The sequence below is a fragment of the Streptomyces sp. NPDC001373 genome, assembly GCF_042895815.1.
In the GTDB taxonomy this organism is placed as follows: Bacteria; Actinomycetota; Actinomycetes; order Streptomycetales; family Streptomycetaceae; genus Streptomyces.
Map to the genome: position 1 here is coordinate 111,319 of NZ_JBIAWQ010000015.1, position 23,696 is coordinate 135,014.

General features: G+C 74.7%; 23 protein-coding genes. 13 read left to right on the plus strand and 10 right to left on the minus strand.

The window, feature by feature from the left end:
• Positions 1-65 precede the first annotated feature (65 nt).
• On the minus strand, positions 66-788 hold the full coding sequence (locus ACFY15_RS27990) for an LmbU family transcriptional regulator (RefSeq protein WP_390690375.1): 723 nt from the start codon (positions 786-788) through the stop codon (positions 66-68).
• Between the two features lie 157 nt (positions 789-945).
• Positions 946-1,161: an MbtH family protein gene (locus ACFY15_RS27995; protein ID WP_045946089.1), complete on the minus strand. Its 216-nt coding sequence runs from the start codon at positions 1,159-1,161 to the stop codon at positions 946-948.
• A 410-nt stretch (positions 1,162-1,571) separates the two neighbouring features.
• Here ACFY15_RS27995 and ACFY15_RS28000 point away from each other — a divergent pair, with 410 nt between their 5' ends.
• The gene (locus ACFY15_RS28000; protein ID WP_390690376.1) at positions 1,572-2,318 is read left to right on the plus strand and encodes a thioesterase II family protein; all 747 of its coding nucleotides are present in this window, start codon (positions 1,572-1,574) and stop codon (positions 2,316-2,318) included.
• A gap of 33 nt (positions 2,319-2,351) precedes the next feature.
• Positions 2,352-3,359 carry a BTAD domain-containing putative transcriptional regulator gene (locus tag ACFY15_RS28005; protein ID WP_390690377.1) on the plus strand — a complete coding sequence of 336 codons (1,008 nt, stop codon included), beginning with the start codon at positions 2,352-2,354 and terminating at the stop codon, positions 3,357-3,359.
• Here ACFY15_RS28005 and ACFY15_RS28010 read toward each other — a convergent pair.
• Positions 3,356-4,510, minus strand: a complete 1,155-nt coding sequence (locus tag ACFY15_RS28010) for a serine hydrolase domain-containing protein (protein WP_390826287.1) — start codon at positions 4,508-4,510, stop codon at positions 3,356-3,358. The genes ACFY15_RS28005 and ACFY15_RS28010 overlap by 4 nt on opposite strands.
• A 366-nt stretch (positions 4,511-4,876) precedes the next feature.
• Between ACFY15_RS28010 and ACFY15_RS28015 the strand changes: the two genes are divergently transcribed.
• Positions 4,877-5,461, plus strand: a complete 585-nt coding sequence (locus ACFY15_RS28015; protein ID WP_390690379.1) for an LmbU family transcriptional regulator — start codon at positions 4,877-4,879, stop codon at positions 5,459-5,461.
• A gap of 49 nt (positions 5,462-5,510) precedes the next feature.
• Here the strand turns inward: ACFY15_RS28015 and ACFY15_RS28020 are convergent, their stop codons facing one another.
• Complete coding sequence (locus ACFY15_RS28020) at positions 5,511-6,203, minus strand: FMN-binding negative transcriptional regulator (RefSeq protein ID WP_390690380.1); 693 nt, start codon at positions 6,201-6,203, stop codon at positions 5,511-5,513.
• 171 nt (positions 6,204-6,374) lie between these two features.
• Between ACFY15_RS28020 and ACFY15_RS28025 the strand changes: the two genes are divergently transcribed.
• Positions 6,375-7,721 (plus strand): lysine N(6)-hydroxylase/L-ornithine N(5)-oxygenase family protein, encoded by a 1,347-nt coding sequence (locus ACFY15_RS28025; protein WP_390690381.1) that lies wholly within the window; start codon positions 6,375-6,377, stop codon positions 7,719-7,721.
• An 87-nt stretch (positions 7,722-7,808) separates the two neighbouring features.
• On the opposite strand, the gene ACFY15_RS28030 is transcribed toward ACFY15_RS28025, so the two are convergent.
• Together ACFY15_RS28030 and ACFY15_RS28035 are read right to left on the minus strand one after the other, a co-directional pair.
• On the minus strand, positions 7,809-8,045 hold the full coding sequence (locus ACFY15_RS28030) for an MbtH family protein (protein WP_390690382.1): 237 nt from the start codon (positions 8,043-8,045) through the stop codon (positions 7,809-7,811).
• 218 nt (positions 8,046-8,263) lie between these two features.
• Complete coding sequence (locus tag ACFY15_RS28035) at positions 8,264-9,085, minus strand: endonuclease/exonuclease/phosphatase family protein (protein WP_390690383.1); 822 nt, start codon at positions 9,083-9,085, stop codon at positions 8,264-8,266.
• Positions 9,086-9,311: 226 nt separating this feature from the next.
• Here ACFY15_RS28035 and ACFY15_RS28040 point away from each other — a divergent pair, with 226 nt between their 5' ends.
• The 3 genes from ACFY15_RS28040 (at position 9,312) to ACFY15_RS28050 (ending at position 12,602) form a co-directional block, all read left to right on the plus strand.
• Positions 9,312-11,147 (plus strand): protein kinase, encoded by a 1,836-nt coding sequence (locus tag ACFY15_RS28040; RefSeq protein WP_390826288.1) that lies wholly within the window; start codon positions 9,312-9,314, stop codon positions 11,145-11,147.
• A gap of 190 nt (positions 11,148-11,337) precedes the next feature.
• Positions 11,338-11,760 (plus strand): tyrosinase family oxidase copper chaperone, encoded by a 423-nt coding sequence (locus tag ACFY15_RS28045; protein WP_390690385.1) that lies wholly within the window; start codon positions 11,338-11,340, stop codon positions 11,758-11,760.
• Positions 11,757-12,602, plus strand: coding sequence for a tyrosinase family protein (locus tag ACFY15_RS28050; RefSeq protein WP_390690386.1), 846 nt, complete (start codon positions 11,757-11,759; stop codon positions 12,600-12,602). The genes ACFY15_RS28045 and ACFY15_RS28050 overlap by 4 nt, the downstream gene beginning before the upstream one ends.
• Here ACFY15_RS28050 and ACFY15_RS28055 read toward each other — a convergent pair.
• Positions 12,599-13,138 carry a phosphotransferase gene (locus ACFY15_RS28055; RefSeq protein WP_390826289.1) on the minus strand — a complete coding sequence of 180 codons (540 nt, stop codon included), beginning with the start codon at positions 13,136-13,138 and terminating at the stop codon, positions 12,599-12,601. The genes ACFY15_RS28050 and ACFY15_RS28055 overlap by 4 nt on opposite strands.
• A 223-nt stretch (positions 13,139-13,361) precedes the next feature.
• Here ACFY15_RS28055 and ACFY15_RS28060 point away from each other — a divergent pair, with 223 nt between their 5' ends.
• The 3 genes from ACFY15_RS28060 (at position 13,362) to ACFY15_RS28070 (ending at position 18,883) form a co-directional block, all read left to right on the plus strand.
• Positions 13,362-14,126 (plus strand): SDR family NAD(P)-dependent oxidoreductase, encoded by a 765-nt coding sequence (locus ACFY15_RS28060; protein ID WP_390826290.1) that lies wholly within the window; start codon positions 13,362-13,364, stop codon positions 14,124-14,126.
• A 69-nt stretch (positions 14,127-14,195) separates the two neighbouring features.
• Positions 14,196-17,117, plus strand: coding sequence for a BTAD domain-containing putative transcriptional regulator (locus ACFY15_RS28065; RefSeq protein ID WP_390690389.1), 2,922 nt, complete (start codon positions 14,196-14,198; stop codon positions 17,115-17,117).
• Between the two features lie 941 nt (positions 17,118-18,058).
• Positions 18,059-18,883, plus strand: a complete 825-nt coding sequence (locus ACFY15_RS28070) for a dimethylarginine dimethylaminohydrolase family protein (RefSeq protein ID WP_390690390.1) — start codon at positions 18,059-18,061, stop codon at positions 18,881-18,883.
• A gap of 150 nt (positions 18,884-19,033) precedes the next feature.
• Here ACFY15_RS28070 and ACFY15_RS28075 read toward each other — a convergent pair whose 3' ends face one another.
• Both ACFY15_RS28075 and ACFY15_RS28080 read right to left on the minus strand, forming a co-directional pair.
• Positions 19,034-19,717 carry an LmbU family transcriptional regulator gene (locus tag ACFY15_RS28075; protein WP_390826291.1) on the minus strand — a complete coding sequence of 228 codons (684 nt, stop codon included), beginning with the start codon at positions 19,715-19,717 and terminating at the stop codon, positions 19,034-19,036.
• Between the two features lie 217 nt (positions 19,718-19,934).
• Positions 19,935-20,078: a hypothetical protein gene (locus tag ACFY15_RS28080; protein WP_390690392.1), complete on the minus strand. Its 144-nt coding sequence runs from the start codon at positions 20,076-20,078 to the stop codon at positions 19,935-19,937.
• 89 nt (positions 20,079-20,167) lie between these two features.
• On the opposite strand from ACFY15_RS28080, the gene ACFY15_RS28085 reads away from it, so the two are divergent.
• From ACFY15_RS28085 to ACFY15_RS28095, 3 genes are all read left to right on the plus strand, one after another.
• Positions 20,168-21,391 (plus strand): FAD-dependent monooxygenase, encoded by a 1,224-nt coding sequence (locus tag ACFY15_RS28085; RefSeq protein ID WP_390826292.1) that lies wholly within the window; start codon positions 20,168-20,170, stop codon positions 21,389-21,391.
• A 101-nt stretch (positions 21,392-21,492) separates the two neighbouring features.
• Positions 21,493-22,080: a TetR-like C-terminal domain-containing protein gene (locus ACFY15_RS28090; protein ID WP_390690394.1), complete on the plus strand. Its 588-nt coding sequence runs from the start codon at positions 21,493-21,495 to the stop codon at positions 22,078-22,080.
• Positions 22,077-22,922: an alpha/beta fold hydrolase gene (locus ACFY15_RS28095; RefSeq protein WP_390690395.1), complete on the plus strand. Its 846-nt coding sequence runs from the start codon at positions 22,077-22,079 to the stop codon at positions 22,920-22,922. The genes ACFY15_RS28090 and ACFY15_RS28095 overlap by 4 nt, the downstream gene beginning before the upstream one ends.
• A gap of 66 nt (positions 22,923-22,988) precedes the next feature.
• On the opposite strand, the gene ACFY15_RS28100 is transcribed toward ACFY15_RS28095, so the two are convergent.
• Complete coding sequence (locus ACFY15_RS28100; RefSeq protein ID WP_390690396.1) at positions 22,989-23,612, minus strand: TetR/AcrR family transcriptional regulator; 624 nt, start codon at positions 23,610-23,612, stop codon at positions 22,989-22,991.
• Between the last annotated feature and the right edge of the window lie 84 nt (positions 23,613-23,696).

Below are 23,696 nucleotides of genomic sequence, written 5' to 3' on the forward strand. Positions count from 1 at the left end.
CGCACCACGGGGAAACGGGACCGGCCCGCCCCCGCGGCGGCGCGGCGCCGGGCGGGTTTCCGGTGCTAGGCGGTCTTCCGGTCGGCGGTCTCGATCAGCCGGGTCACCCACTGGTCCACGGGCAGGCCGTGGGCGGCCGCCGTCTTCGAGAGGTGTTCCAGCTGGTCGGCGGAGAGCTCGATCGTGAGCGTCGTGACCTGGCGGCGCTTGGCCGCGGAGTCGGCCAGCCGGGACACGCCGGGTTCTTCGCCGTCCGCGGCCGACGGGAGGGACGCCTTGTCGTTCTGGACGGCGAGGGCGGCGCGGACCGCCCTGCGGAGTTCGTTGCGCGACCACTTCTGCTGCTCGGCCTTGCGCAGCCAGTAGTCCTGCTCCGGCGGGGCCAGGCGGGCCACCTCGGCGTGGTGGGCGAAGCTGAGGGCGTCGCGCCTGCGGTGGTGGTCGAACCGCCGCGCGACCCAGGCGTAGTTGCGCAGGGTCTGGTAGTCGAGCCCGGTGCGCTCGATGGCCTCCTTGTAGCGGCGCCACCCGTAGGCGGCCTCGCCGAAGCGGAGCCAGTCGGCGAGCCACCAGGCCGAGGAGTTGCCGAGCTCGCGGAGGTTGGTGCCGATCTGCTCCCAGGAGCGCTCCGGCAGGTTCGCCGGGAGGATCATCCCCGTCTTGCGCACCTCGGCCTGTGGTCCCGCGAAGGACAGGACCACGTCCCCGTGCGCGGGCCCGCCGCCGTTGCCGACCGGCCGGGCCCGGTGACCGCCCGCGGTTCTCGCAGCGCCGCTCACAATCCTCATCCCCCAAATCAGAGTGTCTGCTGGGCGCCAGCCGGCCGCCCGCCCGGTGTCCGGGCGGCGGTCGCTGTCGCTGCGCCGCGTCCGGCCCGCCCGTGTGCGCGGGCGGCGGCGGGACGCGGGTGTGCGGGGCCCGTGGGCGGGCGGCTTCCGTCCGGTGTCAGTCGGCCGCCATGGCCTCGCGCAGGCTCCTGGGGCGCAGGTCGGTCCAGTTCCGCTCGACGTACTCCAGGCATGCGGCCCGGTCCGCCTCGCCGAAGACCACCCGCCAGCCCGCGGGCACCTCGGCGAACACCGGCCACAGGGAGTGCTGGTCCTCGTCGTTGACCAGGACGTGGAAGCGGCCGTCCCCGTCGTCGAAGGGGTTCGTGCTCACGTGACACTTCCTTAACTGTCATGGGATGACTCGGGAAGGGGAATCGCCGGGCCGGGGAGGGGAAGCGGGCGCGGGGCGCCGATCGGCGTCGCGACAGGGTGTCCGGCGCTCCGGTTGGAGCGGTGGTGCGGTATCCCGGCCTTGCGGGCCGGATCGCGGGGACCGTTCGGGCTGGGCTGCCCGCGTTGCCGGTCCGACTCGGCGCCCACTGTATACACGGCCCTTTTGAGACACGGTCGAGTCCCGCTCGGGAGGCCGGGCCAGGCCGGTCGCGGCGCGCCCGCGCCGCACCGCCTGAGGATCGTTGGAGAGCCGCCACACCTGCGGCACAGGTCACCTGATGCGCGCACACCGCCGGCCGGGCGCCGCTCTATGGTGCGAGGGTGCGCGGCCCGATCCGAGGGAGAGAGATGGACAGCACACGTCCTGCCTTGCGCTTGTTCGTCCTGCACCACGCGGGCGGCTCCCACCTGCCCTACCGCCACTGGCCCGCCGGACTGCCCGAGACCTGGGACGTGCGGCTGCTCGACGCCCCGGGCCACGGCTTCCTCCTCGACCTGCCGCCGATCACGGACGCGGGCCGCCTAGCCGACTTCCTGCTGAGCGGGATCGAGGCCGAACTCACGGTCCCCTATGCCCTTTTCGGCCACAGCATGGGCGCCCTCGTCGCCTACGAGATGACCCGGCGGGCCGCCGGCCGGGGGCTGCCGCTGCCCGTGTGGGTCGGTGTCTCCGCGCGCACGGCGCCGCGGCCGGCGGGGCCGCACCGGCCGTACCACGAGCTGCCCGACGCCGAGTTGCGGACCCGTCTGAACCTGCTCGGCGGCACGCCCGACGGGATCTTCGACGACCCCGAGCTGTGGTCCGTGTTCGAGCCGGTCATCCGGGCCGACCTGCGGCTGGTGGAGGAGTGGCGCCCGGCTCCCGGGGCCGGCCCGCTGCCGGTGGCGCTGTCCGCGTACGCGGGCGCCGGGGACGCGCACGCCTCGCCGGCGCGGATGGCCGGCTGGGCGGCGTACACCGAGCGCTTCCTGGGCCTGCGGGTGCTGGACGGCGGCCACTTCTACTTCCAGGACGATCCCGGGCCGCTGCTGCGGCAGATCGAACGGGACGCGACGGCGGCACTCGACGCGGCGGGCGCGGCGCGCTCCTCCTGACCCTTGCGTTGCCGGCCCGTGCGAGGAGAAGACATGCAGTTCGGCATTCTCGGTCTGGTGGAGGTCCGCGACGAACAGGCCGGCCTGCACCTGCTGCCCACGGGCGCCAAGCAGCGCGCGCTGCTGGGGGCCCTGGTGGTGAAGGCCGGGCACCACGTCTCCGTGCAGCAGCTCATCGACGAACTGTGGGGCGAGCGGCCGCCCGCCAACGCGGCGAACGCGCTCCAGGTCCAGGTGGCCCGGCTGCGCCGGCTGCTGTCCGGACCGGAGGACGGCCGGGACGCGCGGCGGCGGGAGCGGCCGCCGTGGATCACGACCACCTCGTGCGGGTACACCCTGCGGATCGCCCCCGCCGAGACGGACGCCGCCTGCTTCCAGCAGCTCACCGACACCGCCCGGCGGGTCCTGCACGAGGACCCGGGGCGGGCCGGCGAGCTGCTGCGCCGGGCCCTGTCACTGTGGCGCGGCCCGGCCCTGGAGGGCAGCGTGCTCGGCGACATCTGCGCGGGCCGGGCCGCCCAGCTGGAGGAGCACCGGCTGACCGCGCTGGAGATGATGTACGACGCGTACCTGCGCACCGGGCGCCATGGCGAGATCACCGGCGAGCTGATGGTGCTCACCACCGACAACCCCTTGCGGGAGAGGTTCTACGACCTGCTGATGGTCGCCTTCTACCGCTGCGGGCGGCAGGCGGAGGCGCTCGGCGTGTACGAACGGGCGCGCAGCCGCATGGTGCACGAGCTCGGTGTCGAGCCGGGCCCCGTCCTGCGCGGCCTGATGCAGGCGATCCTCCACCACGACCCGGCCCTCGCCGTGTCGGCGGTCGCCCTCCCGGCCGGGCCGTCCCGGGCGGGGACGGCGCCCGCCGAGGCGGACGCGGCGGGCGGGGGCGCGGTGCTCCCGCTCTTCGAGGAGATCGCCCGCCTCCAGCGCCGCATCGAGCAGCTCCAGCAGGAGCAGAACCGGCTCCTGTGCCGTTTCGACGAGTTGACCGGTGCGGCCGCGCGGGCGGTGACGGCCGGGGCGGGACCCGGGTACTAGGGGCAGTACTCGGCGTTGACGATGGGGAGGATGGTCTCCGCTCCCCAGTTGGCGTTGTAGTTGAACGTGAGCTGGTGGCGGGCGTCCTCGGTGAAGGCGGACAGGGAGATCCAGCCCAGGGCGCCGCCGTCGTGGTACCAGAGGACGGTGCCGCAGCCGAGGGTGAGCCGTTCGATGCCGAGTCCGTAGGAGGCGCCCGGGAAGTCCGGGTTGTCGACGGTCGTCTTCATCTCGGCCAGCTGCTGCGGCGGCAGCAGGCGCCCGCGCATGAGGGCCTCGTAGAACCGGTTCAGGTCGCCCGCGCTGGAGATCATGTCGCCGTTGCCCCAGCTCTGCGACGGGTTGGTCTCGGTGACGTCGTCGATCCGGTCGGGCTGGGCGGCGAAGAGCCGGGAGTAGCCGCGGGCGCTCGGCTGGGGCAGGAGGGCGCTCGTGCCGGGGTTGGACGTGGCCTTGAGCCCCAGCGGCTCGATGATGCGCCTGTGCACCTCCTCCGCGTACGGCCGGCCGGCGGCCTTCTCCAGGACCATGGCGGCCAGGACGTCGTTGGTGTTGGAGTACCAGTGCCTGGCGCCGGGGCGGAACGGCGGCTCGTGGGAGAGGGCCACCTTCACGCGCTGCTCGGGCGTCAGGGTGTCGTACCGGTGCCGGAGGTAGCCGTCACCCGTCAGGTAGGTCTCGGCGTACTGCTGGTCGGCGAGGAAGTCGAAGAGGCCGCTGGTGTGGTTGAGGAGCTGGCGCACGGTGATCGCGCGGCCGTCGTTGCCGTTGCCGGTCACCAGGCCGGGCAGGTAGTGGTCCACCGTGTCGTCGAGGCCGATCTTCCCCTCGGCCTCCATCTGGAGCAGGGCGGTCGCCACGAAGGTGTTGGTCATGCCGCCGATGCGGAACCGGTCGTTCTTGCCGCGCGGCGCCCCCGTCGTCCGGTCGCCCACGCCGGCAGCCGTCTTCCACACCCCGCCGCCGTCCCGCCCCTCGGCGGCGATGCCGGGCACCCCGGCGGCGACCGCCGCTTCGATCGCCCGCTGCGTCGCCTGGTGGCCGGCCGCCGGGGGTGTCTCCCATGCCGCCCGGGCGGGTCCTGTGAAGGCGGTGGCCATGAGTGCGACCGCCGCGAGTCCGACCACGCCGGCTCTGGGTCTCTTCCGCATCGTCATACCCCTCTCCGGAAATTCATCTGGTCGGAAAAATACCTGCCCATAGGTTCTTTTCGGCCTTGGCGGCCGAATTCCCAGACATGGGGGGCTGAAATCGATCCGCACAGGCGAAAGGGCTGTCCCGTCGACGGGACAGCCCTGGGGCACCGCGCGGCACGCGGCCGTTCGAACGCTGCTCCGGCAGCCCTCCAGCCCGCCCCGCAACAGTTCTCGCCGGTTGTGTACGCCCCTTCTCCTGGAGGCACGATGGCACGTCAGGCCGGTCACACCGCGGCGGCGCACGGCAGCCCGGCGACCGCTCCCCCACAACCCCCGTCGTGGCAGCCGCAGACCGCGGGAGCCGCTCCGCGCAGGGGCCAAGTGCTGACGACCAAGGTGGGCCTGCAGATGCCGGCCGGGATGGCCTACGACGAGTGGGAGCGTGCCGGGCACCAGCTCGTCGGCGTGCTCGACTCGTCCTGCTGGTGGCTGGGCGACTGGCTCAAGTACGGCAAGGACCACTACACCGACCGGTACCAGCGCGGGATCCGCGCCGCCGGCCTCTCGTACCAGACGCTGCGCAACTACGCGTGGGTGTCGAGACGCTTCGAGCTCGGCCGGCGCCGGCCCGCCCTCAGCTTCCAGCACCACGCCGAGCTGGCGTCCATGCCGGTCGGGGAGCAGGACCTCTGGCTGGACCGGGCCGAGCAGCGGCAGTGGAGCACCAAGCAGCTGCGCGCCGCCCTGCGCGCCGCGCGCCAGAGCGGGCAGCCGACCCGCGCGCCCATCGAGCCGAGCCGCCGCCTGGAGGTCCCCGGCAGCCGCGTCCAGTGGTGGCACAAGGCGGCGGAGCAGCTGGGAGTGGACTTCGAGCAGTGGGTGATGACCACCCTGGACAGCGCGGCGGCGAGCGCCCTGGAGGACCTCGGCGGGCGGGAGGGGCGCAAGGAGGCGGTCAGCGCCTGAGGCCCGGGCGCGGGGTCACCCCCCGGGGCCGGGGCAGGTCAGGGCCGCGTCAGGGCAGCCGGCCCATCAGTCCGGCGGTCTCGCGCTTGTACGTGCACGCGCTCTGCCCGAACGACTCGCGCACCCGCTCGCGCACCTCGTCGGGCTGCTCCTGGCTGAGCTTGAACATGCCCTCGGCCCCGGTCACCGTGAACCGGAAGGCGCCCACGTCGGGCACGATCTTCCTGAAGTAGTCGAGGGACCCGGTCATGTCCCAGCCGTCGCCGAACGCCCCCTCGAAGGCACGGACGGTGGACTGCACCACCTCCAGCGTCTCCTCGGTCGAGTCGATCTTCTCCACCACCCCCCGGGCGTGCACCGAGGTGAAGTTCCAGGTGGGAGCGGCCGGGCTCTTCGCGTACACCGTGGGCGACACGTAGGAGTGCGGGCCGGTGAAGGTCAGCAGCAGGACGCCGCCCGTCTCCAGGGCCGCCCAGTGCGGGTTCGCCCGGTTCATGTGGCCGAGCAGCGTGGCCCCGGGCAGCTCGCCGGTCCACTCGCCGGAGGTCACGGGATCGAAGATGACCGGGAGGTGCGTGGCGAACGGACCGTCCTCGGCGCGGCCGTTGGCCACCGCGAGCGCCATCGGATTTCCGCGGATGAGGTCGACCATCCACGAACTGTCCGGTTCACGGTAAAAGCTGGGCACGAACACCCGGATTCCCCCTTTCGGCAATTGCCTCCTGAAATCTCCGCCGACCATACCGGCGTCCCGCCGACAGGACAACGATTCCGGATACAGCTCGCCCCGATAACCCTTCAAACGCTCTTCATGCAGTTTTCGAGTTGCCTCCGGGCTTCCTCCGGGCAACACTTCAGAACGGTCTCTCGGGCCACCGGCCGAGTTTTCCAGACGCAAGGGGGAGAATTTCCTATGGGCATAACGGGCAGGCGCGACCAAGAGATCTACGACGTCATCGGCATCGGGTTCGGCCCGTCGAACATGTCGCTCGCGATCGCCTTGCAGGAGCACGGGCCGGGCGTCCCGCTGCACCCGGTCAGGTCCCACTTCTTCGAGCGGCAGCCCACGTTCGGCTGGCACCGGAACATGCTGCTGCCGTCGACGACCATGCAGATCTCGTTCCTGAAGGACCTGGCGACCTTCCGGAACCCGATGTCCCGGTTCAGCTTCGTCGCATACCTGCACGCCTCGAACCGGCTGGTGCAGTTCGTGAACAACCAGAGCTTCATCCCGACCCGGCAGGAATTCCACCAGTACCTCGAATGGGCGGCCGCCGGCCTGCGCGAGCAGGTCACCTACGGCGCCGAGGTCACCTCGGTCCGCCCGGTCACCGGCGCCGGGTCCCACACGCCGGACCTGCTGGAGGTCGAGGTGCGCACCGGCGACGAGGTCGGCGTGGTCACCGCGCGCAACGTGGTCGTCTCCACGGGGCTGGTGCCGCGCATGCCCGAGGGGGTGCCGGCCGGCGAGCGGGTGTGGCACAGCTCGGAGTTCCTGACCCGGTTCAACGCGCAGGACCCGGCGGAGCTCAAGAGCGTGGCGGTGGTCGGCGCCGGGCAGAGCGCGGCCGAGGTCACCCGGTTCCTCTACGACTCGCTGCCCCACGCCGAGGTCTCCGCCGTGATCCCGTCGTACGGCTACTCCGTGGCCGACGACACGCCCTTCGCCAACCAGGTGTTCGACCCCGACACGGTCGACGAGTACTACTTCGGCACCGAGGGCGCACGGGACGCGTTCTGGCGCTACCACCGCAACACCAACTACTCGGTGGTCGACGCCGACGTCATCCGCTCCCTGTACCAGCGCTGGTACGACGAGCAGGTGCGCGGGGTCCGGCGGCTGCACTTCCGCAACCTCACCCGGGTCGACGGGGTCGAGAGCTCCGGGAGCGGGGCGCGGGTGGTCCTGCGCTCGCTGCTCGACGACAGCCGGGAGGAACTGGCCGTCGACGCGCTCGTGTTCGCCAGCGGCTACGACGGCCTGGACCCGGCCCGCCTGCTCGGTGAGGACTTCGACCGGCACTTCCAGCGCGACGCGGCGGGCCGGCACCGGGTGGAGCGCGACTACCGGCTGGTCTCCACCTCGGGGCTGACCTGCGGGGTCTACCTCCAGGGCGGCACCGAGCACAGCCACGGCCTGACCTCGGCGCTGCTGTCGAACATCGCGATCCGCAGCGGCGAGATCGCCGACTCGATCGTGCTGCGGCGCACCGAGCGGGAGCTGGGGCGCCGTGCGGAGGAAGCGCCCTCGGCGGCCTGAGGCGGGTACGCCACGGGGCGGGCCCCGGTGCTGCGGCGGCAGCGCCGGGGCCCGCCCCGTGGCCGTCGGGGGCGAGCCCCCGTCAGCTCACGCGGCGCCGGCGGCGGCCGCGCCGGCCTCCATCGCCTCCCGCAGGCTCCGCGGCCGCAGGTCGCTCCAGTGCTCCTCCACGTACGCGAGGCAGTTCTCGCGGCTCTCCTCGCCGAACACGGCGCGCCAGCCGGCGGGAACCTCGGCGAACGCGGGCCACAGCGCATGCTGGAGTTCGTCGTTCACCACCACGTGGAAACGGCCCTCGGCATCGTCGAACGGGTTGCTGCTCATCGAACCACTCCAATTCAAGCCGTCCGCGGTCCGCCGTCGAACGGAGAGCGGGCCGCGTCATCGGTCAGGGGGACGGTGCGGATGGTGCCGGCAATTCCGCCAGGCCCGATCATGGCACCTTTCGGGAATCCCGTGGGGGCTGGGGATTCTTTTCCCCGGCTTCCCCGGCTTCCCCGGCTTCCCCGACGTCCGCGGCCCGCTGTCCCGTCGACCGGACCTCAGCCCCTCAGGCCGACGGCGCGCAGCATGCGGTGGTCGGAGACGGCCGGGTCGAGCGGGAGGACCTCGGCCTCGCGCCGGATGAGGTCCGGGTAGCCGAAGAACACGTAGTCGAGCTTCTTTTCGTTCCAGGTGGGGTTGGAGTCGGGGTCGGCCTCGGCGTAGCCGGCGGAGTAGAAGGGCTCGGTGGAGGCCGTGCCGGGCGAGTGGTTGAAGTCGCCGGCCAGGAGGACGGGGAGGCCCTGGTCCCGCCAGGCGCCGGCCCGCGCGGCGAGCCTGCGCGCCTCGGGGGCACCGCGGGTGCCGTCGTCCCAGTAGAGGTGCACGGAGCAGGCCCAGTTGGCGAGGCCGTGCAGGGCGTTGCGCACGCAGGGCACCCTGATCGGCTCGGACTCGCCGCCGACGGTCAGGTCGAGGTCGGCCGTGGCGCTCACCTGCCCCCTCACCAGGACGGCGTTGCCGTAGGGGTGGCCGCCGCAGACGTGCGGCAGGCCGGAGAGGGTGGGGCCGTAGTGGCCCTGGAAGCCCTGCGGGGCGAGCCGGGCGAGGATCTCGTCGTACTGGGGCTCGCAGACCTCCTGGAGGAAGAGCTGGTCGGCGTTCCAGCCGGCGGGGTCCGCCTGGGCCACGACGCTGTCGATGCGCCGGTCGTCGTCATAGGGGGCGGCGGCGCACATGTTGCCGCATATGTTGTAGGTGACGACGCGCAGCGGCGGCGCCTCGGCGGCGCGGGCGGGCGGCGCCGTGCAGGGGGCGGCGAGGAGGAGGGCGGCCGAGGCCGTGAGGGCGGCGTGCAGGGGGCGTGGAAGGCGGCAGCGCATGGCGGGGCTCCCCTTCGGGCTGGGTGCGGGCGGGGGCGGGGGGCAGGGCTGTCACCGGTCAGGTCCCCGGCTCCGGCGCGCATACGCATGCCGGCGGGTGCGCGCCCCCGGCGCGGGGCGAACTGCCGTGCGCGGGGCGGGAATCGGGCGGGGGAGCGGCTGTCGTGGCGGCGGGGGCGTCGGGTAGCTTTCCCCGGTAACCGATCTCGATCCCATTGGGGCTGACGTGGTGGAGCTGGACGGGAGCGGGGCCGGGCCGCTGGAGGCGGACGATCCGCGCCGGATCGGGGAGATCGCGCTGGTCGGACGGCTCGGGGCCGGGGGCATGGGCCGGGTGTTCCTGGGGGTCTCGCAGGGCCGGTACGTCGCGGTCAAGCAGCTGCTGGCCTCCGTCGTCGGCGAGGACGAGGACTTCGTACGACGGTTCGGGCACGAGCTGGACAACCTCGCCCGGCTGCCCGCCGGGGCCACGGCGCCGCTGCTCGCGAGCGACCGCACCGCGCGGCCCCCGTGGTTCGCCACCGCCTACGTACCCGGGCTCACCCTGCGCGAGGCCCTCGACGTGCACGGCGGCCCGCTGCCCGTGCGCTCGCTGTGGCGGCTGCTGCGGGAGGCGGCCGCGGGCCTGGAGCCGGTGCACGCGCTGGACATGGTGCACCGGGACCTGAAGCCGTCCAACGTCATGCTGACCCTCGACGGGCTCACCCTCATCGACTTCGGCGTCGCCCGGGCGGCCGAGCAGAGCCGGCTCACCCGGACCGGCATGGTCGTCGGCACACCCGCGTACATGGCGCCCGAACAGGCGTCGGGGGCGCGGGGCCTGAGCGGCGCCACCGACGTGTTCGCGCTGGGGTCGGTCCTCGCGTACGCGGCCTGCGGGGAGCCGCCGTTCGGGGACGAGTCCGGGCACGGGGTGCTGTACCGCATCGTGCACGAGGAGCCCGGCCTGGAGCCGCTGCGCGAGCTGGACGCGGAGCTCGCCGAGGTGGTCGGGGCCTGCCTCGCCAAGGATCCGGGGGACCGGCCCGGGGCGGCCGAACTGCTCGCACTGGCCTCCCGGCACGTCACCGACGAGGGCCCCCTGTGGCCGGAGGCCGTCACCGCGCGGCTGTCGGCGCGGGCCGCCTTCGCGGCGCGGGTGCAGGAGGTCGACGTACCGACCCTTCCGCTCGGCGGGAAGGATCCCGGGGAACCGGAACCGGAGCCGGAGGCCGGGACCGGGCGGGCCGAGCCGGCCGGGCGGAGCCGGCGCGCCCGGATCCTGCTGGCCGTCGTCCCCGTGGTCGTGGTCGCGAGCGGGACCACGCTCGCCGTCCAGCACCTGCCGTTCGCCTCCGCGCCGCCCGCGAAGGCGGAGGCGGGGGCCGCGCCCCGGGAGGGCGGGCCGGCCTCCTCCCCCGCGCCGGGCGGCCCCTCGGCCCCGGCGTCCGCGAGCGCGTCGGCGCCGGGCGCCTCCCCGTCGGGCACGGCCCCGCCGGCGGACGCCCAGGCCCCGGGCGGGGCGGTCCAGGGCGGACAGGACCCCGGGAGCGCGGGACAGGGCGCGGCGGGCGCGCCCCAGGGCGGCGGCCCCGCAAGCGCCCCCGGGACGGGAGCGGCGGCCGGTACGGGCACCGGCCCGGCCCCCGGTACGGCGAACGGCGCGGGCGGCGGCACCCCCTCCGGCGGGGGCGGGTCCACGTCGGCCGCACCCCAGCCGCCCGCCTCCACGGTGGGGCGCTACCGCAACGGGAACAACGGCGAGTGCGTCGTCCAGGTCTTCGGGTCCTCGGCCCCCGGCGACTGCGGGAGCGGATCCGCCCGGTGGGCCGTGCGCGGCAGGCCGGACGGCAGCTTCAAGCTCGTCAACGAGCAGAGCGGCCAGTGCCTGTACTCCAACGGGCCCAACCAGGCCGTCTTCGTGGGCGACTGCGCCCAGGACATCGGCCGGCTGTGGCGCACAGGGGCGAACGGGAGCCTCCGCGATTCCGCGGGCGCCTGCCTCGACCTGGGGTTCGGCGGCGGCCTGGTGACGTCCGCGTGCGACGGTGACGCCTCGCAGCGCTGGACGCGCCAGTCCTGAGCGTCACGCCGGAAGGACCGGAAGGACGGGAAGGACCGGAGGGCGGCACACTGGCCGGGAACCGACTGTCATGACCACGTAAGATAACGGCGGCACCGACGAGCCCCACCGGCGCTCCGCCCTGCCCGCGGGAAGTGGATGCGCGGGGCACCGATCAGGTGTTCCCGTACTTCTGATACCTATTCAAGCCATGAACATGATCACTCGCCGGCAGGCGCTGGGGCTCGGCTCCGGTGTGGCCGCAGCCATCGGACTGGCCGCCTGCTCGTCCAAGTCGACCCCCGCCCCGGCGGCCGGTGCCTCCGGCGCGTCGGGGGCACCGGGCCCCTCCGGGATGCCCTTCTCCCTGCCCACCGGCACCATCGACGAGACCTACGAGGGCCACCGCATCCAGATCACCGTGGGCCCCGGCGGCCACCACGGCATGGCGATGCCCGTCGTCAAGATCGACGGCAACGACCTGCACCTCATGCCCAACGCCGACGGCAGCTGGGTCAGCGTCGTCAACCACTACGAGACGTTCCCGGACCCCATCTCGGCCGCCCGCGCCGCCGTCCGTGAACTCCAGGGCGCCGACCTCGTCCCGTTCGTCGCTAAGGAAGCCAAGCTGTGACCGTCCGCAAGAACCAGGCCACCCTCACGCCGGACGAGAAGCGCGCCTTCGTCAACGCGGTGCTCGAACTGAAGCGGACGGGCATCTACGACCGGTACGTCAACGCCCACAACTGGTTCCTGCTGAACGACTCGGACTTCGGCGACCGGATAGGCCACCGCTCCCCGTCCTTCCTGCCCTGGCACCGCCGGTTCCTGCTGGACTTCGAGGCGGCCCTCCAGCGGATCGACCGGAACGTCTCGCTCCCCTACTGGGACTGGACCGTCGACCGCACGGCCAACTCCTCCCTGTGGGCCTCCGACTTCATGGGCGGCACCCGCCGGGGGCGCGACGGCCAGGTGCTCGACGGGCCCTTCGGCGCCCAGGGCGGCAAGTGGGTGCTGACGGTGGGCGTGGACCGCCGCACCTACCTGCGGCGCGGCCTGGGCTCCGGGACCCCGCAGCTGCCGACGCGGGCCGACGTGGACTCCGTGATCGCCATGCCGGTGTACGACGCCGCCCCCTGGAACAGCGCCTCCGGCGGGTTCCGCAACGCCCTGGAGGGCTGGCGGGGCGTGAACCTGCACAACCGGGTGCACGTCTGGGTGGGCGGCCAGATGACCTCCGCCGCCTCCCCCAACGACCCGGTGTTCTGGCTGCACCACGCCTTCATCGACAAGCTGTGGGCCGAGTGGCAGGCGAAGAACCCGAAGTCGGGCTACCTGCCGGCCACCCGGACGGCGAACGTGGTCGACCTGCGGTCCGTGCTGAGCCCGTGGAACAACGTGACCCCGGCCGACATGCTCGACCACCACAAGTTCTACACGTTCGACACCGAGGCCGGCGGGCAGCAGCGCTACTAGGCCGGGCAGCCGGGCGGCGCTACCGGGCGGTGCGCAGGACGGTGCCGCGGCGTTCGAACTCCAGCAGCGCCTCCACCCCGGAGGCGGCCTCGGCACCGAGTTCGCGTTCCAGGAGCCACAGGGCCGCGTCGATGCCTGAGCTGACTCCGCCCGCGCAGACCGGTCTCGTACAGGTCGGCGACGGGTTCGTCGAAGAGGTTCTCGCCGTCGAGCCAGCGGTAGACCGACCACGGATGGGGGAAGCCCTCGCCGGCGACGCCCCCGCCCAGCGGCTCGGGGACGTCCAGCGGCAGCTGCGGCGCGAGGTGCGGCAGCCAGCGGTGCTCCTTGGCCACGTCGGCGGCGGCGCCCGGGATCCGGGGCAGGCGCACCACCAGGTCGTGGCCCAGGCGGTACATGGCGTTGTCCGTGCCGGCGGAGACCACTCTGCTGACAGGGAGGCGGGCCCACCGGGGGAACTGGGCGCGGATCAGCGCGGCGACGAGGGCCTCGTCGGTGTCGGCCTCGTCCTCGTGCAGCTTCGCGCCGGCTGCCATGGGGCTCCTCGGGGTGGTGCGGGGGTGCGGGCGGCCTGGAGCCTATGCGGCGCCGGCGCGCGGGGGCGAGGGTTTTTCGGCGGCGTACGGGCCCGTACGCCGGAGCCCCACCACGGCTCCACCCGCCGCGGTGAGCGGACGGTGAGCGCCCGGTGAGCGGGCCGGGCAACCGTGGTTCCCGTCGCCGGACCACGGAGGTCCGGCCCGCAACGAGGAGCAGGTCATGGGCACGCTGAACGGCAGGACGGCACTGGTGACGGGCGGCTCCCGGGGGATCGGCCGGGCGGTGGCACTGCGGCTGGCAGCCGAGGGCGCCCTGGTCGCCGTCCACTACGGCGGCAACGAGGAAGCGGCCCTGGAGACGGTGGCGCTGATCGAGGAGGCGGGCGGCCTCGCCTTCGCGGTGCGGGCCCGGTTCGGGGAGGAGGGGGCGGTGGACGCGCTGTTCGAGGAACTGACCGCCGGGCTCGCGGGGTGCGGGCTGGACATCCTCGTCAACAACGCGGGCATCGGATCGGGCAGTTCGATCGGCCAGGTCACCGAGGAGGAGTTCGCCCGGCTGCTGGCGGTCAACGTCACCACCCCGTTCTTCGTGATCCAGCGCGCGCTGCCGCTGCTGAACGACGGCGGGCGCATCGTCAACATGGGGTCGACGGCCAGCCGCTTCGCGGTGACGAGCCAGATCGGGTACACCGTCACCAAGGCGGCCCTGGAGGCGATGGCCCCCTCGTTGGCCAACGAGCTCGGCAGGCGCGGCATCACGGTGAACACGGTCGCGCCGGGCGCCGTCCGCACCGACATGACCGCCGGCTACACGGCCGTCCCGGAGGTGGTCGCCGCGCTGGAGGGGATCACCGCGCTCGGGCGGCTCGGCGAGCCGGAGGACGTCGCCGACGTGGTCGGCTTCCTGGCGGGGCCGCAGGGGCGGTGGATCACCGGCCAGACCGTGGACGTCTCCGGGGGCAGCTGGCTCGGCCCTCTCGGCTGATCACAGCCCCTTCGGGCGGTCACCGGACGACCGGCTCCCGGTGATCAACTCCCGTGGATAATCACCGCCATGCGGTTCTCCATCCTCGGCGAGACTCTGGCCCTGCGCGACGACGGCACCGAGGTCCCCCTCGGCGGACCCGCCCGGCGCGCCCTGCTGACCCTGCTGCTGGTGCGCCCCCGGGAGGTGGTGGCGGCCGGACGGCTGGCGGACGAGATGGCCCCGGACGGCGCGATGTCGGCGCACGCGCTGCAGTCCCAGGTGTCCCGCCTGCGCGCGGCCCTGGGACCGGCCGTGATCGAGCGGGCCGGGGCCGGCTACCGGGCCGCCGTGGACCCGGAGGACGTGGACGCGGGCCGGTTCGAGCGGCTGGTCCGCGAGGGCCGCGCCGCGCTGGCCGGGGACGACCCCCTTCGTGCGGCCGAACTCCTGCGTGGGGCACTGGAGTTGTGGCGCGGACCGGCGCTGGCCGATCTGGCGCACCTGACGGAGGCCGACGCCGCCCGGGCCGCCGGCGTACGGCTGGAGGAGCTCCGGCTCGGGGCGCTGGAGGACCGGATCGAGGCCGAGCTGCGGCTCGGCGGCCACCGGGACGCCGTGGCGGAGCTGCGGGAGCTGACCGGCCGCCATCCGCTGCGCGAGCGCCTCGCGGCCCTGCTGATCCGGGCCCTGTCCGCCGAGGGCGGGCAGGCCGAGGCGCTGGCCGTGTACGAGGAGACCCGCGGCCGGCTGGCCGACGAGCTCGGCAGCGACCCTTCGGCCGAACTGGTGTCCCTGCACCGGGAGCTGCTGGACTTCGACCCCTCCCCCGCGCAGGTCGGGCCGCCCGCCCAGCTGACCTCCTTCGTGGGCCGCGCCGATGAGGTCGCCGAGGTGGCCGGGATGCTGCGGGTGGCGCGGCTGGTGACGCTGGTGGGACCGGGCGGGGTCGGCAAGACCCGGCTGTCGGTGGAGGTGGCGGGGGCCGCCGCGGATGACGTGTGCTTCGTGGAGCTGGCCCCGCTGCGCGACGGCGCCGGCCTGCCGCAGGCGGTGATGGCGGCGCTCGGGCTGCGCGGGAGCGGGCTCCGGCCCCACGGCGGGCAGGGCCCCTTCGAGCGGCTGGCGACGGCCCTGGCGGACCGGGTGCTGCTGCTGGTCCTCGACAACTGCGAGCACCTGGCCGGGGAGGCCGCCGCGCTGGCCGGGCGGCTGCTGGCGGTCTGCCCCCGGCTGCGGATCCTGGCCACCGGCCGGGAGCCGCTGGGTGTCATCGGGGAGCACCTGTGGCAGGTGCGGCCGTTGGAGGACGGAGCGGCCGTACGGCTGTTCACCGAGCGGGCCTCGGCGGTCCGGCGCGGGTTCACGGCCACCCCCGGGCGGGTGGAACGGATCTGCGCGGCGCTCGACAACCTGCCGCTGGCCATCGAGCTGGCGGCGGCCCGGTTGCGCACGATGGACGTGGAGGACCTGGCGGGCCGGCTCGACGACCGGCTCGGGGTGGCCTCCGCCCGGGCCAACCGCAGCGCCGACGAGCGGCACCGCACGCTGCGCTCGGTGGTCGCCTGGAGCTGGGACCTGCTGTCCGGGCAGGAGCAGCGGGCCGCCCGGCGGTTCAGCGTGTTCCCCGCGGGCGCGACGTCCGGGGCGGCTCTGGCGGTGTGCCGGGCCGACGGCGAGGAGCTGGGGTCGGAGGTGCTGGAGTCCCTGGTGGACAAGTCCCTGCTGGAGTTCGCGGGCGGGCGCCTGCGGATGCTGGAGACGATCCGCGCGTACGGCGCCGAGCGGCTGGAGGAGGCGGGCGAGACCGCGTCCGCGGGCGGTGCGCACGCGCGGTACGTGCTGGAGCTGGCCCGCGCGGCCGATCCGCTTCTGCGGGGGGCCGGGCAGCTGGATTGGCTGGAGCGGATGGCGGACGGGCACGACGATCTCCTGGCCGCGCTGCGCCGGGCGGTCGGGGAGGGCCTCTGGGAGACGGCCCTGGAACTCCTGGCGCCGGCCTCGGCGTACCTGTGGATCCGCGGGGTGTCCGGGTCGGTCGCGGCACAGGCCGCCGCGGTGCTCGACGCCGTCGGGGACGCTCCCCCGGCCGGGCTGGGCGAGGAGTACGCGGCGTGCCTGCTGCTGGCGGCGGCCGGTCCCGGCGGGCTCGCGCCGTGGCGGCGCCACCGGGCGCGGGCCGGCCGCCTGCTGGCCGCCGCCTGGCAGCAGGACGGCGGGGCCGGCGGGCGGTATCCGGTGGTGCTGCTGCTGTGGATGATGCGCAACGCGGCGGAGGCCGATCCGCTGGAGGCGTTCGCCCTGGTGTCGGCGCAGCGCGACCGCCCCGATCCGTGGGTCCGGGCGGTGGCCGCGTACGTGGCCGGGTTCGGGCCCCTCGGGGCGGGTGACCCGGCCGGCGCCGAACGGGCCTTCGCCGAGGCCGCCGAGGGGTTCCGGGCGGCCGGTGACCGCTGGGGCGGCGCGCTGGTCCTGGACGTGCTCGCCGGGATGGCGGCGGCTCGCGGGGACCGCGCGGGGGCGGTGGCGCTGACCGACGAGGCGCTGGCGCTGACCGAGCGGCTCGGCGCCCTGGAGGACAGCGCCGACCTGCTGGTCAACCGGGGCGACCACGTCGTGGACGGGGACCCGGCGGAGGCCGGCGCCGCCTACGCCCGGGCGGCGGCCCTCGCCCGCCGGGCCGGGGGTTCCGCGGCCCTGGCGGCGGCCCTGCGCGGGCTCGGCGACCTGGCCCTGCGGGACGGGGACCCTGCGGAGGCCGAACGCCTGTACGGGGAGGCCCTGGAGCGGATCGACCCGCACTGGGTCAAGAGCGCGGGGAGCCGGGTCCGGGCCCTCGTCGGACTGGGCCGGGTGGCGCAGTCGCACGGCAACCGGGCGGCGGCCCGGGCCCGCTACGCGGAGGCCGCCGCGGCCGCGTCGGCCGTGGTGGGCGGTACCGGGCCGGAGGCGCTGCGGCTGCTGGGCCTGCCGCAGGAGGTCGTCGACACGCTGGTCGCGCACGCGGCCTGACGACCGGCCGGGCAGAGCACCCCGCCCCGATTGTGCCGCCGCCGGCCCCCGCCCGGCACCCCCGCCCCGGCCGGCCGTCCCGAACACCCGCCGCCCCGGCCCCTATCGGCCGCGACCGGGCGACCCCCACGAGCCCCGGGCCACCCGTCCGCAGCCGCCGGCACACCACGGGTCCCCGGAGCACCCCCGTCGGGGCGAAGCGCACAGCGAACCCGGACATCGGGAACGGCAGCCGGAATCCGAAGGGACCCGGGGCCGGGGCGATCGGACACAGCGGGACACGGCGGCAGGCGCGGCGCGGCAACGCGGCGCGGGGCGGCGCGGCAGCGCGGGGCGGCGCGGCAGCGCGACGCGGGGCGGCGCGGCAGCGCGACGCGGGGCGGCGCGGCAGCGCGACGCGGCAGCGCGGGGCGGCAGGCGCGGCGCGGCAGCGCGGGGCGGGGCGGCGCGGCAGCGCGGGGCGGCAGGTGCGGCAGCGCGGGGCGGCAGGTGCGGCACGCAGGCGCGGCCGCGCGAGGCGGCAGGCGCTGGGCAGCAGCGCGGGGCGGCAGGCTCGGCGGACGGCACAGCGCGGCGCGGCGCGGCAGGCGCGGTGCGTGTCCCGCCGGCGGGACAGGTGGGGGGGGTGGAGGGGCTCGGGCATTGCCCGATCGAGGGCGCCCTTGCCATGCTCGAACGCGGCCACGGCCGACCGCCACCGAACCACCGGCCGGGCGGGCGCGAAGGGTTCGGGCACGGCGGCGCCCCGGACGGCGCGGCCCGTGGCCGGGGAGCCGCGACCGCCGTCCGGCGCCGGACCCGCCGCCGCGGCCGACCCGTGCGGGCCAAACGGACACCACCCGCCGGTCGCCTTCCGTTCCGCTCGGGTCCGCCCGGCTCTGCCACCGTCCAGACCAGTCCCGCCACCCCAGGCCCCTCAACCCCGCCCCTGGAGCCCATGGATGAACACCGAACTGCTGATGTCGGACGCCACCCACTTCCGCATCGACTACGTGATCAACCCGTACATGGACACCGGCGTCCAGCCGGACACCGGGGCCGCCGTCGCCGAGCACGACGCGATCGCCGCCGCCCACGTCGCGGCCGGCCGCACGGTCCGCCGGATGGCGTCCGCTCCGGAGTGCCCCGACATGGTGTACACGGCCAACGGGGCCTGGGTGTGCGGCGACCGCGCCGTGCTGGGCGACCCGCCCGCCGCCCGCGCCGCCGAGATCCCGTACTTCCGGTCGTGGCTGAAGGAGAACGGCATCGACGTGTTCGACGCCCCGTACGCCTTCAGCGGCCAGGGCGACACCCTGGCCTGCGGGGACCTGCTGCTGGCCGGCCACGGACAGCGCACGGACCGCCGGATGCACGACGTCCTGGCGGACCTGACCGGCCACCAGGTGGTGCCGCTGCGCACGGCCGGGGCCGAGTGGTACGACCTGGACCTGGCCGTGGCCGTGATCGACGAAGGCACGCTCGCCTACTACCCCGGCGCGCTGGAGGCCGAGAGCGTCGGCGTGCTGCGCTCCCTCGGGCTGGAGCTCATCGAGGTCTCCCCCGTGGAAGCCCGGGCCTTCGCCCTCAACCTGATCAGCGACGGCACGACCGTGACGATGACCACCGGCGCGCCCCGGCTGGCCGCGACCCTGCGGGAGCGGGGCTCCACCGTGATCGAACTCGACACGGCGCAGCTGCGCAAGGGCGGCGGCGGGGTCCGCTGCACCGCCCTCACTCTCGACAACCCCGTCCCGGGGGGCCGCCAGGGGGTGTCCGCACCGTAGCGCCGTCCGCCCGAAGGGCGGGCCCGCGGCGGCCGGGGCGTGCTCTCGGCGTGCCGGGTGCAAGCCCCCGTACTGGACGCCCGGTGTGGCGAGGGGGCATGCCTGGGGGCACCCCCCAGCGGTAGCTGGGGGAGCGCCGCGGGGCAGGGGCTACGTCGCGGACGCCCCCTGGGGCACAGCGGGGAGTCCGGCCCGGTCCTGGACGGCGGACTGGAGGACATGGGCCGCCCAGTCGTTCAGGCTGAGCCCGCAGGCGGCCGCCACCTCCAGGAGCCGTTCCAGGTCCGGTCTCGGCAGCTCGATCCGCAGCGTCGCCGCCTCGTCGGCGGTGTCCGGCGCCGCCCCGCCGCACTGTTCGGCGAGGCCGGCCCGGAGCTGTCTGCGGAGCTCGTTGCGCGACCACCGCTGTTCCTCGGCGCGGCGCAGCCAGTAGTCCTGCTCCGGCCGGGCCAGGCGGGCCACCTCGGCATGGTGCGCGAAGCTGAGCGCGTGGTGGCGCCGGCCGTGCTCGAACCTGCGCGCCACCCAGGCGTAGTTGCGCAGGGTCTGGTAGTCGAGCCCGGTCCGCTCCACGGCGTCCCGGTACCGGCCGCTGTAGGCGTTCTCCCCGAACAGGAGCCAGTCACCGAGCCACCACGCCGACGAGCTCGCCAGGTCGCGGAGCTGGGTGCCGATCTCCTCCCAGGTCCGCTGCGGCATCGCGGGCGCGAAGGTCATGCCCGACCTGGTCAGCCCCTCCAGGCAGGGCAGTCGGCTGAGGGTCACCCTGCGCTGGCCGGGGACGCGGGTCTCCCGGGTGGTCGTCGGCTCTTCTCGTGTGCGGATGCCGGACATCGCATCATCCCCCTGCGGCTCGACCGGCCACTCGGCACGTCATGGCCTTCCGGCTGGCCACACTAGGCAGGCGCGGGCACGCCATCACGGAGGTTGAGACGGACTTGACGGCGATCTGAGCAATCCTGCGGAGGAAGCCGGGCCCTGTCCGGCGGCCGGTCCCCGCCTGGCGGCCGGTCCCGGTACCTGCCTGGCGGCCGGTCCCGGGCGGCGGCCGTCAGGCGGCCCGGGTGATCACGATGTCGCCCATGGAGGTGCGGGCCCGGACCTCGACGACGCCGTCGGAGCCCTCGGGGCCGCCGGCGGCGCCGAGGGCGTTGTGCACCCTGCCCAGGCGGGAGGTGACGTCGAGCCACGCCACACCGGCTGCCACCGGCAGCGGACGGGCAGCGGCCCGGCGGTGAGCCGGCGGTGACCGCGCGGTGAGCGCCCCCGCGCACCCTGGGGCACATGACGAACACCACCGCGCACACCACCCCCGCCCGGACCGTCCTGATCTCCGGCGCCTCCGTCGCCGGCCCCGCGCTGGCCTACTGGCTCCACCGCCACGGCTTCGCCCCCACCATCGTCGAGCGCGCCCCCGCCCTGCGCGACGGCGGCTACGCGGTCGACTTCCGCGGCGAGGCCCACCTGGCGGTGCTGCGCCGCATGGGGATCCTGGACGCCCTGGAGGCCGCCCGGACCGGCACCGGCTCGATGTCGTACGTGAACAGCGCGGGCAGGCGGCTGGCGGACCTCCCCGCCGACCTGTTCGCCGGGGACCTGGAGGTGCTCCGGGGCGACCTGGCCCGGATCCTGTACGACGCCACGAAGGAGCACACCGAGTACGTCTTCGGGGACTCCATCGCCTCCCTCGCCGAGGACGCCGACGGCGTGCACGTCACCTTCGAGCACGGCGCGCCCCGCCGCTTCGACCTGGTCGTCGGCGCCGACGGCATGCACTCGCGCACCCGCTCCCTGGTCTTCGGGCCGGAGGAGCGCTTCGTCCGGCACCTCGGCGTCTACTGCGCCGTCTTCACCACGGCCAACCACCTCGGCCTCGACCACACCGGGCACGCCTACCTCACCCCCGGCCGGCTCGTGTCGATGTACAGCGCCCGCGGGAACACCGAGGCCAAGGGCGTCTTCTACTTCGGCTCGCCGCTGCTGGACCTCGACCGCCGCGACGTGGCGCGCCAGCAGGCGCTGCTCACCGAGCGGTTCGCGGGCAACGGCTGGCAGAGCGACCACCTGCTGGAGCAGATGCGCCACGCCCCGGACTTCTACTTCGACTCGGTCGGCCAGGTGCGCATGGACGGCTGGTCGCGCGGCCGCGTCGCGCTGCTCGGCGACGCCGCGTACTGCCCGTCGCCCCTGTCGGGCATGGGCTCGGGGCTCGCGCTGGTGGGCGCGTACGTCCTCGCCGGCGAGCTCGCCGCCGCGCGCGGCGACCACCGCACCGCCTTCGCCCGGTACGAGCGGGAGATGCGGGCGTACGCGGAGGGCTGCCAGAAGACGGGCGACGGGGTCGCCAGGTTGATGGTCCCCCAGAGCCGGCTGCTCGCGGCGTTCCTCAACCGCTACTACAAGGTCATGCCGTACCTGCCGGGGAAGAACCTGCCCGCGCGGATGGCCCGCAAGGCCGCCGAGAACATCACCCTGCGCGACTACACCGCCGAACTGACCGCCCGTTAGCCCGGTCCGGAAACCGGCTGGACACCAAAACCTAGACCCCCTAGGTTCAAGCCTGGAACAACCAGCCAAGGCTTGTGCCAGGACCCGAGGGGAGGCGCCGTATGGTGCGCGCGGGACTCAGCGCCGCACGGCTCACGGAGGCGGCCGCCGAGATGGCGGACGAGGCCGGCATCGAGAACGTGTCGCTGTCCGCGCTCGCGCGGCGGTTCGGCGTCAAGGACGCGAGCCTGTACTCGCACGTGCGCAACCTGCGGGACCTGCGGGTGCGGGTGGCGCTGCTGGCCGGCGAGGAGATGACCGGCCGGATCGCGGTCGCCGTCGCCGGGCGGTCGGGCAAGGACGCGCTGGTCGCGTTCGCCGACGCCTACCGGGCGTACGCCCTGGAACGCCCGGGCCGGTACGCCGCCTCGCAGATGCGGTTCGACCCGGAGGAGGTGGCCGGCTCGGCCGGGCTCCTGCGCAGCGTGGAGCTGACCTACGGGATGCTGCGCGCCTACGGGCTGGAGGACCCGGACCTGACGGACGCGGCCCGGCTGCTGCGCAGCACCTTCCACGGCTACGTCCACCTGGAGCTGAGCGGGGCCTTCGGGCACTCCCGCGAGGTGCGGACGTCCTGGGCGCGCGGGCTCGACGCACTCCACGTGGCCCTGGAGAACTGGCCGACGACACACGAGGGGGAGAAGGAATGACCACCACCACACCCGCCGGCGGGACGCTCGCCGTCCCGGGGGCCACCCTGTACCACGAGCGGCGGGGCGAGGGCCCCGTCCTGCTCCTGATCCCGGGCGGGGGCGCGGACGCCGGCCTGTACGCGGGGATGGCACCGGCCCTGGCCGCCGCCGGGCGCACCGTGGTCTCGTACGACCCCCGGGGCCAGTCCCGCAGCACCCTCGACGGCCCGGCCGCCGACCAGCGCGTGGAGGACTGGGCCGACGACGCCCGCCGGGTGCTGGAGCTGGTCTCCCCCGGCGAGCCCGCGGACGTCCTCGGGTGCAGCGCGGGCGCCGTCGCCGCGCTCGGGCTGCTGGCCCGCCACCCGGAGCGGGTGCGCCGGGTGGTGGCGCACGAGCCGCCGCTGGTGGAGGTGCTGGAGGATCCCGCTCCGTACCGGGCGCTCTTCGCCGAGGTGCGCGAGCTGACGCGGACCCGGGGGCCGGGCGAGGCGATGGCCCGCCTGGGCGAGGGTCTGGGCGGGGAGCCGGCCCGGCGGGAGGAGCCCGCCGAACTGCCGCCCGAGATCCTGGAGATGGCGCCGCGCATGTACGCCAACCAGCCGTTCTTCCTGGAGCACGTCCTGGCCCCGTTCACCGGCAGCAACCCGGACGTCCCCGCCCTGACGGCCTCCGCCGCCCGCCTCGTCCTGGCGGCCGGGGAGGACTCGCGGTCGATCCCGGCCCTGTACGGCCCGGCAACCCGGCTGGCGGACCTGACCGGCGCCCGCTTCGCGGAGTTCCCGGGCGGCCACGTGGGCTGCGCCGAGCACCCGTCCCGCTTCGCCGCCCGGCTCCTGGAGGTCCTGGGCGGGAACTGAGGCCCCTGCCGTCCCTGCCGCCCCCGTCCGTCCCCGCCCCTGTCCGGTGGGGACAGCGGCGGGGCGTCAGGAACGGCGGGCCGGCAGCGGCATGATGCCGTCGAGGACGGTTTCGCAGGCGGTGCGCAGGTCGGCCGCCAGGTCCCGCTCGCCCTCCGGGCTCCGCGCCCAGCGGAAGACGGTGCCGAGGTAGACGTCGCGCAGCAGGAGACCGGCGAGGCGCGGGTCCACGGTTTCGGCGACCTGGCCCCGCCGGCGGGCTTCGTTCACGAACTCGCTCAGCATGTCGCTGAGGAAGGGCTCCTCCTGGAGGACGTAGCCCGCCTTGACCCAGGCCGTGGTGAGGGCCCGGGTCAGGGCGCTGTCGCGCAGACTGATGTCGGCGAGCAGGGCCATGCACTCCAGGAGTGCGCGGCGGGGGTCGTCCTCGGTGGTGACGGCGAGGCCTTCGCGCAGGACGGTACGGCGCTTGGCCCCCCATTCGGTGATGAGGTCCTCTTTCTTCTGGAAGTGGTTGAAGAAGGTCCCGCGCGCCACGTCGGCCTTGTGGGCGATCTCGTCGACCGTGGTCTGGTCGTAGCCCTGGCTCGCGAAGAGCTCGATGGCCGCGTCGTAGATGCTGTCCCGGACGCGCTGCTTGTTGCGCTCCCTGCGGCCTTGTGGGGCATCTGCGGCGATGGTGCTGGTCATGTGCTCTCCTGTCGCGCGACCGCCGGCGCGCAAGGCCGCTGGCCTCCTGACGTGACCAGCGACGGGAGACGTCCCGCCGCACCG

Excerpts from the sequence above, each read along its gene's own strand:
- ACFY15_RS28000 (WP_390690376.1), top strand. The coding sequence starts at position 1,572 with ATGGACAGCACACGTCCTGCCTTGCGCTTGTTCGTCCTGCACCACGCG.
- ACFY15_RS28090 (WP_390690394.1), top strand. The coding sequence starts at position 21,493 with ATGGTGCGCGCGGGACTCAGCGCCGCACGGCTCACGGAGGCGGCCGCC.
- ACFY15_RS28020 (WP_390690380.1), bottom strand. The coding sequence starts at position 6,203 with ATGGTCGGCGGAGATTTCAGGAGGCAATTGCCGAAAGGGGGAATCCGG.
- ACFY15_RS28075 (WP_390826291.1), bottom strand. The coding sequence starts at position 19,717 with ATGTCCGGCATCCGCACACGAGAAGAGCCGACGACCACCCGGGAGACC.
- ACFY15_RS28095 (WP_390690395.1), top strand. The coding sequence starts at position 22,077 with ATGACCACCACCACACCCGCCGGCGGGACGCTCGCCGTCCCGGGGGCC.
- ACFY15_RS28030 (WP_390690382.1), bottom strand. The coding sequence starts at position 8,045 with ATGAGCAGCAACCCGTTCGACGATGCCGAGGGCCGTTTCCACGTGGTG.
- ACFY15_RS28025 (WP_390690381.1), top strand. The coding sequence starts at position 6,375 with ATGGGCATAACGGGCAGGCGCGACCAAGAGATCTACGACGTCATCGGC.
- ACFY15_RS28005 (WP_390690377.1), top strand. The coding sequence starts at position 2,352 with ATGCAGTTCGGCATTCTCGGTCTGGTGGAGGTCCGCGACGAACAGGCC.
- ACFY15_RS28100 (WP_390690396.1), bottom strand. The coding sequence starts at position 23,612 with ATGACCAGCACCATCGCCGCAGATGCCCCACAAGGCCGCAGGGAGCGC.
- ACFY15_RS27990 (WP_390690375.1), bottom strand. The coding sequence starts at position 788 with ATGAGGATTGTGAGCGGCGCTGCGAGAACCGCGGGCGGTCACCGGGCC.
- ACFY15_RS28070 (WP_390690390.1), top strand. The coding sequence starts at position 18,059 with ATGAACACCGAACTGCTGATGTCGGACGCCACCCACTTCCGCATCGAC.
- ACFY15_RS28035 (WP_390690383.1), bottom strand. The coding sequence starts at position 9,085 with ATGCGCTGCCGCCTTCCACGCCCCCTGCACGCCGCCCTCACGGCCTCG.
- ACFY15_RS28060 (WP_390826290.1), top strand. The coding sequence starts at position 13,362 with ATGGGCACGCTGAACGGCAGGACGGCACTGGTGACGGGCGGCTCCCGG.
- ACFY15_RS28045 (WP_390690385.1), top strand. The coding sequence starts at position 11,338 with ATGAACATGATCACTCGCCGGCAGGCGCTGGGGCTCGGCTCCGGTGTG.
- ACFY15_RS28055 (WP_390826289.1), bottom strand. The coding sequence starts at position 13,138 with ATGGCAGCCGGCGCGAAGCTGCACGAGGACGAGGCCGACACCGACGAG.
- ACFY15_RS28085 (WP_390826292.1), top strand. The coding sequence starts at position 20,168 with ATGACGAACACCACCGCGCACACCACCCCCGCCCGGACCGTCCTGATC.
- ACFY15_RS28010 (WP_390826287.1), bottom strand. The coding sequence starts at position 4,510 with ATGCGGAAGAGACCCAGAGCCGGCGTGGTCGGACTCGCGGCGGTCGCA.
- ACFY15_RS28065 (WP_390690389.1), top strand. The coding sequence starts at position 14,196 with ATGCGGTTCTCCATCCTCGGCGAGACTCTGGCCCTGCGCGACGACGGC.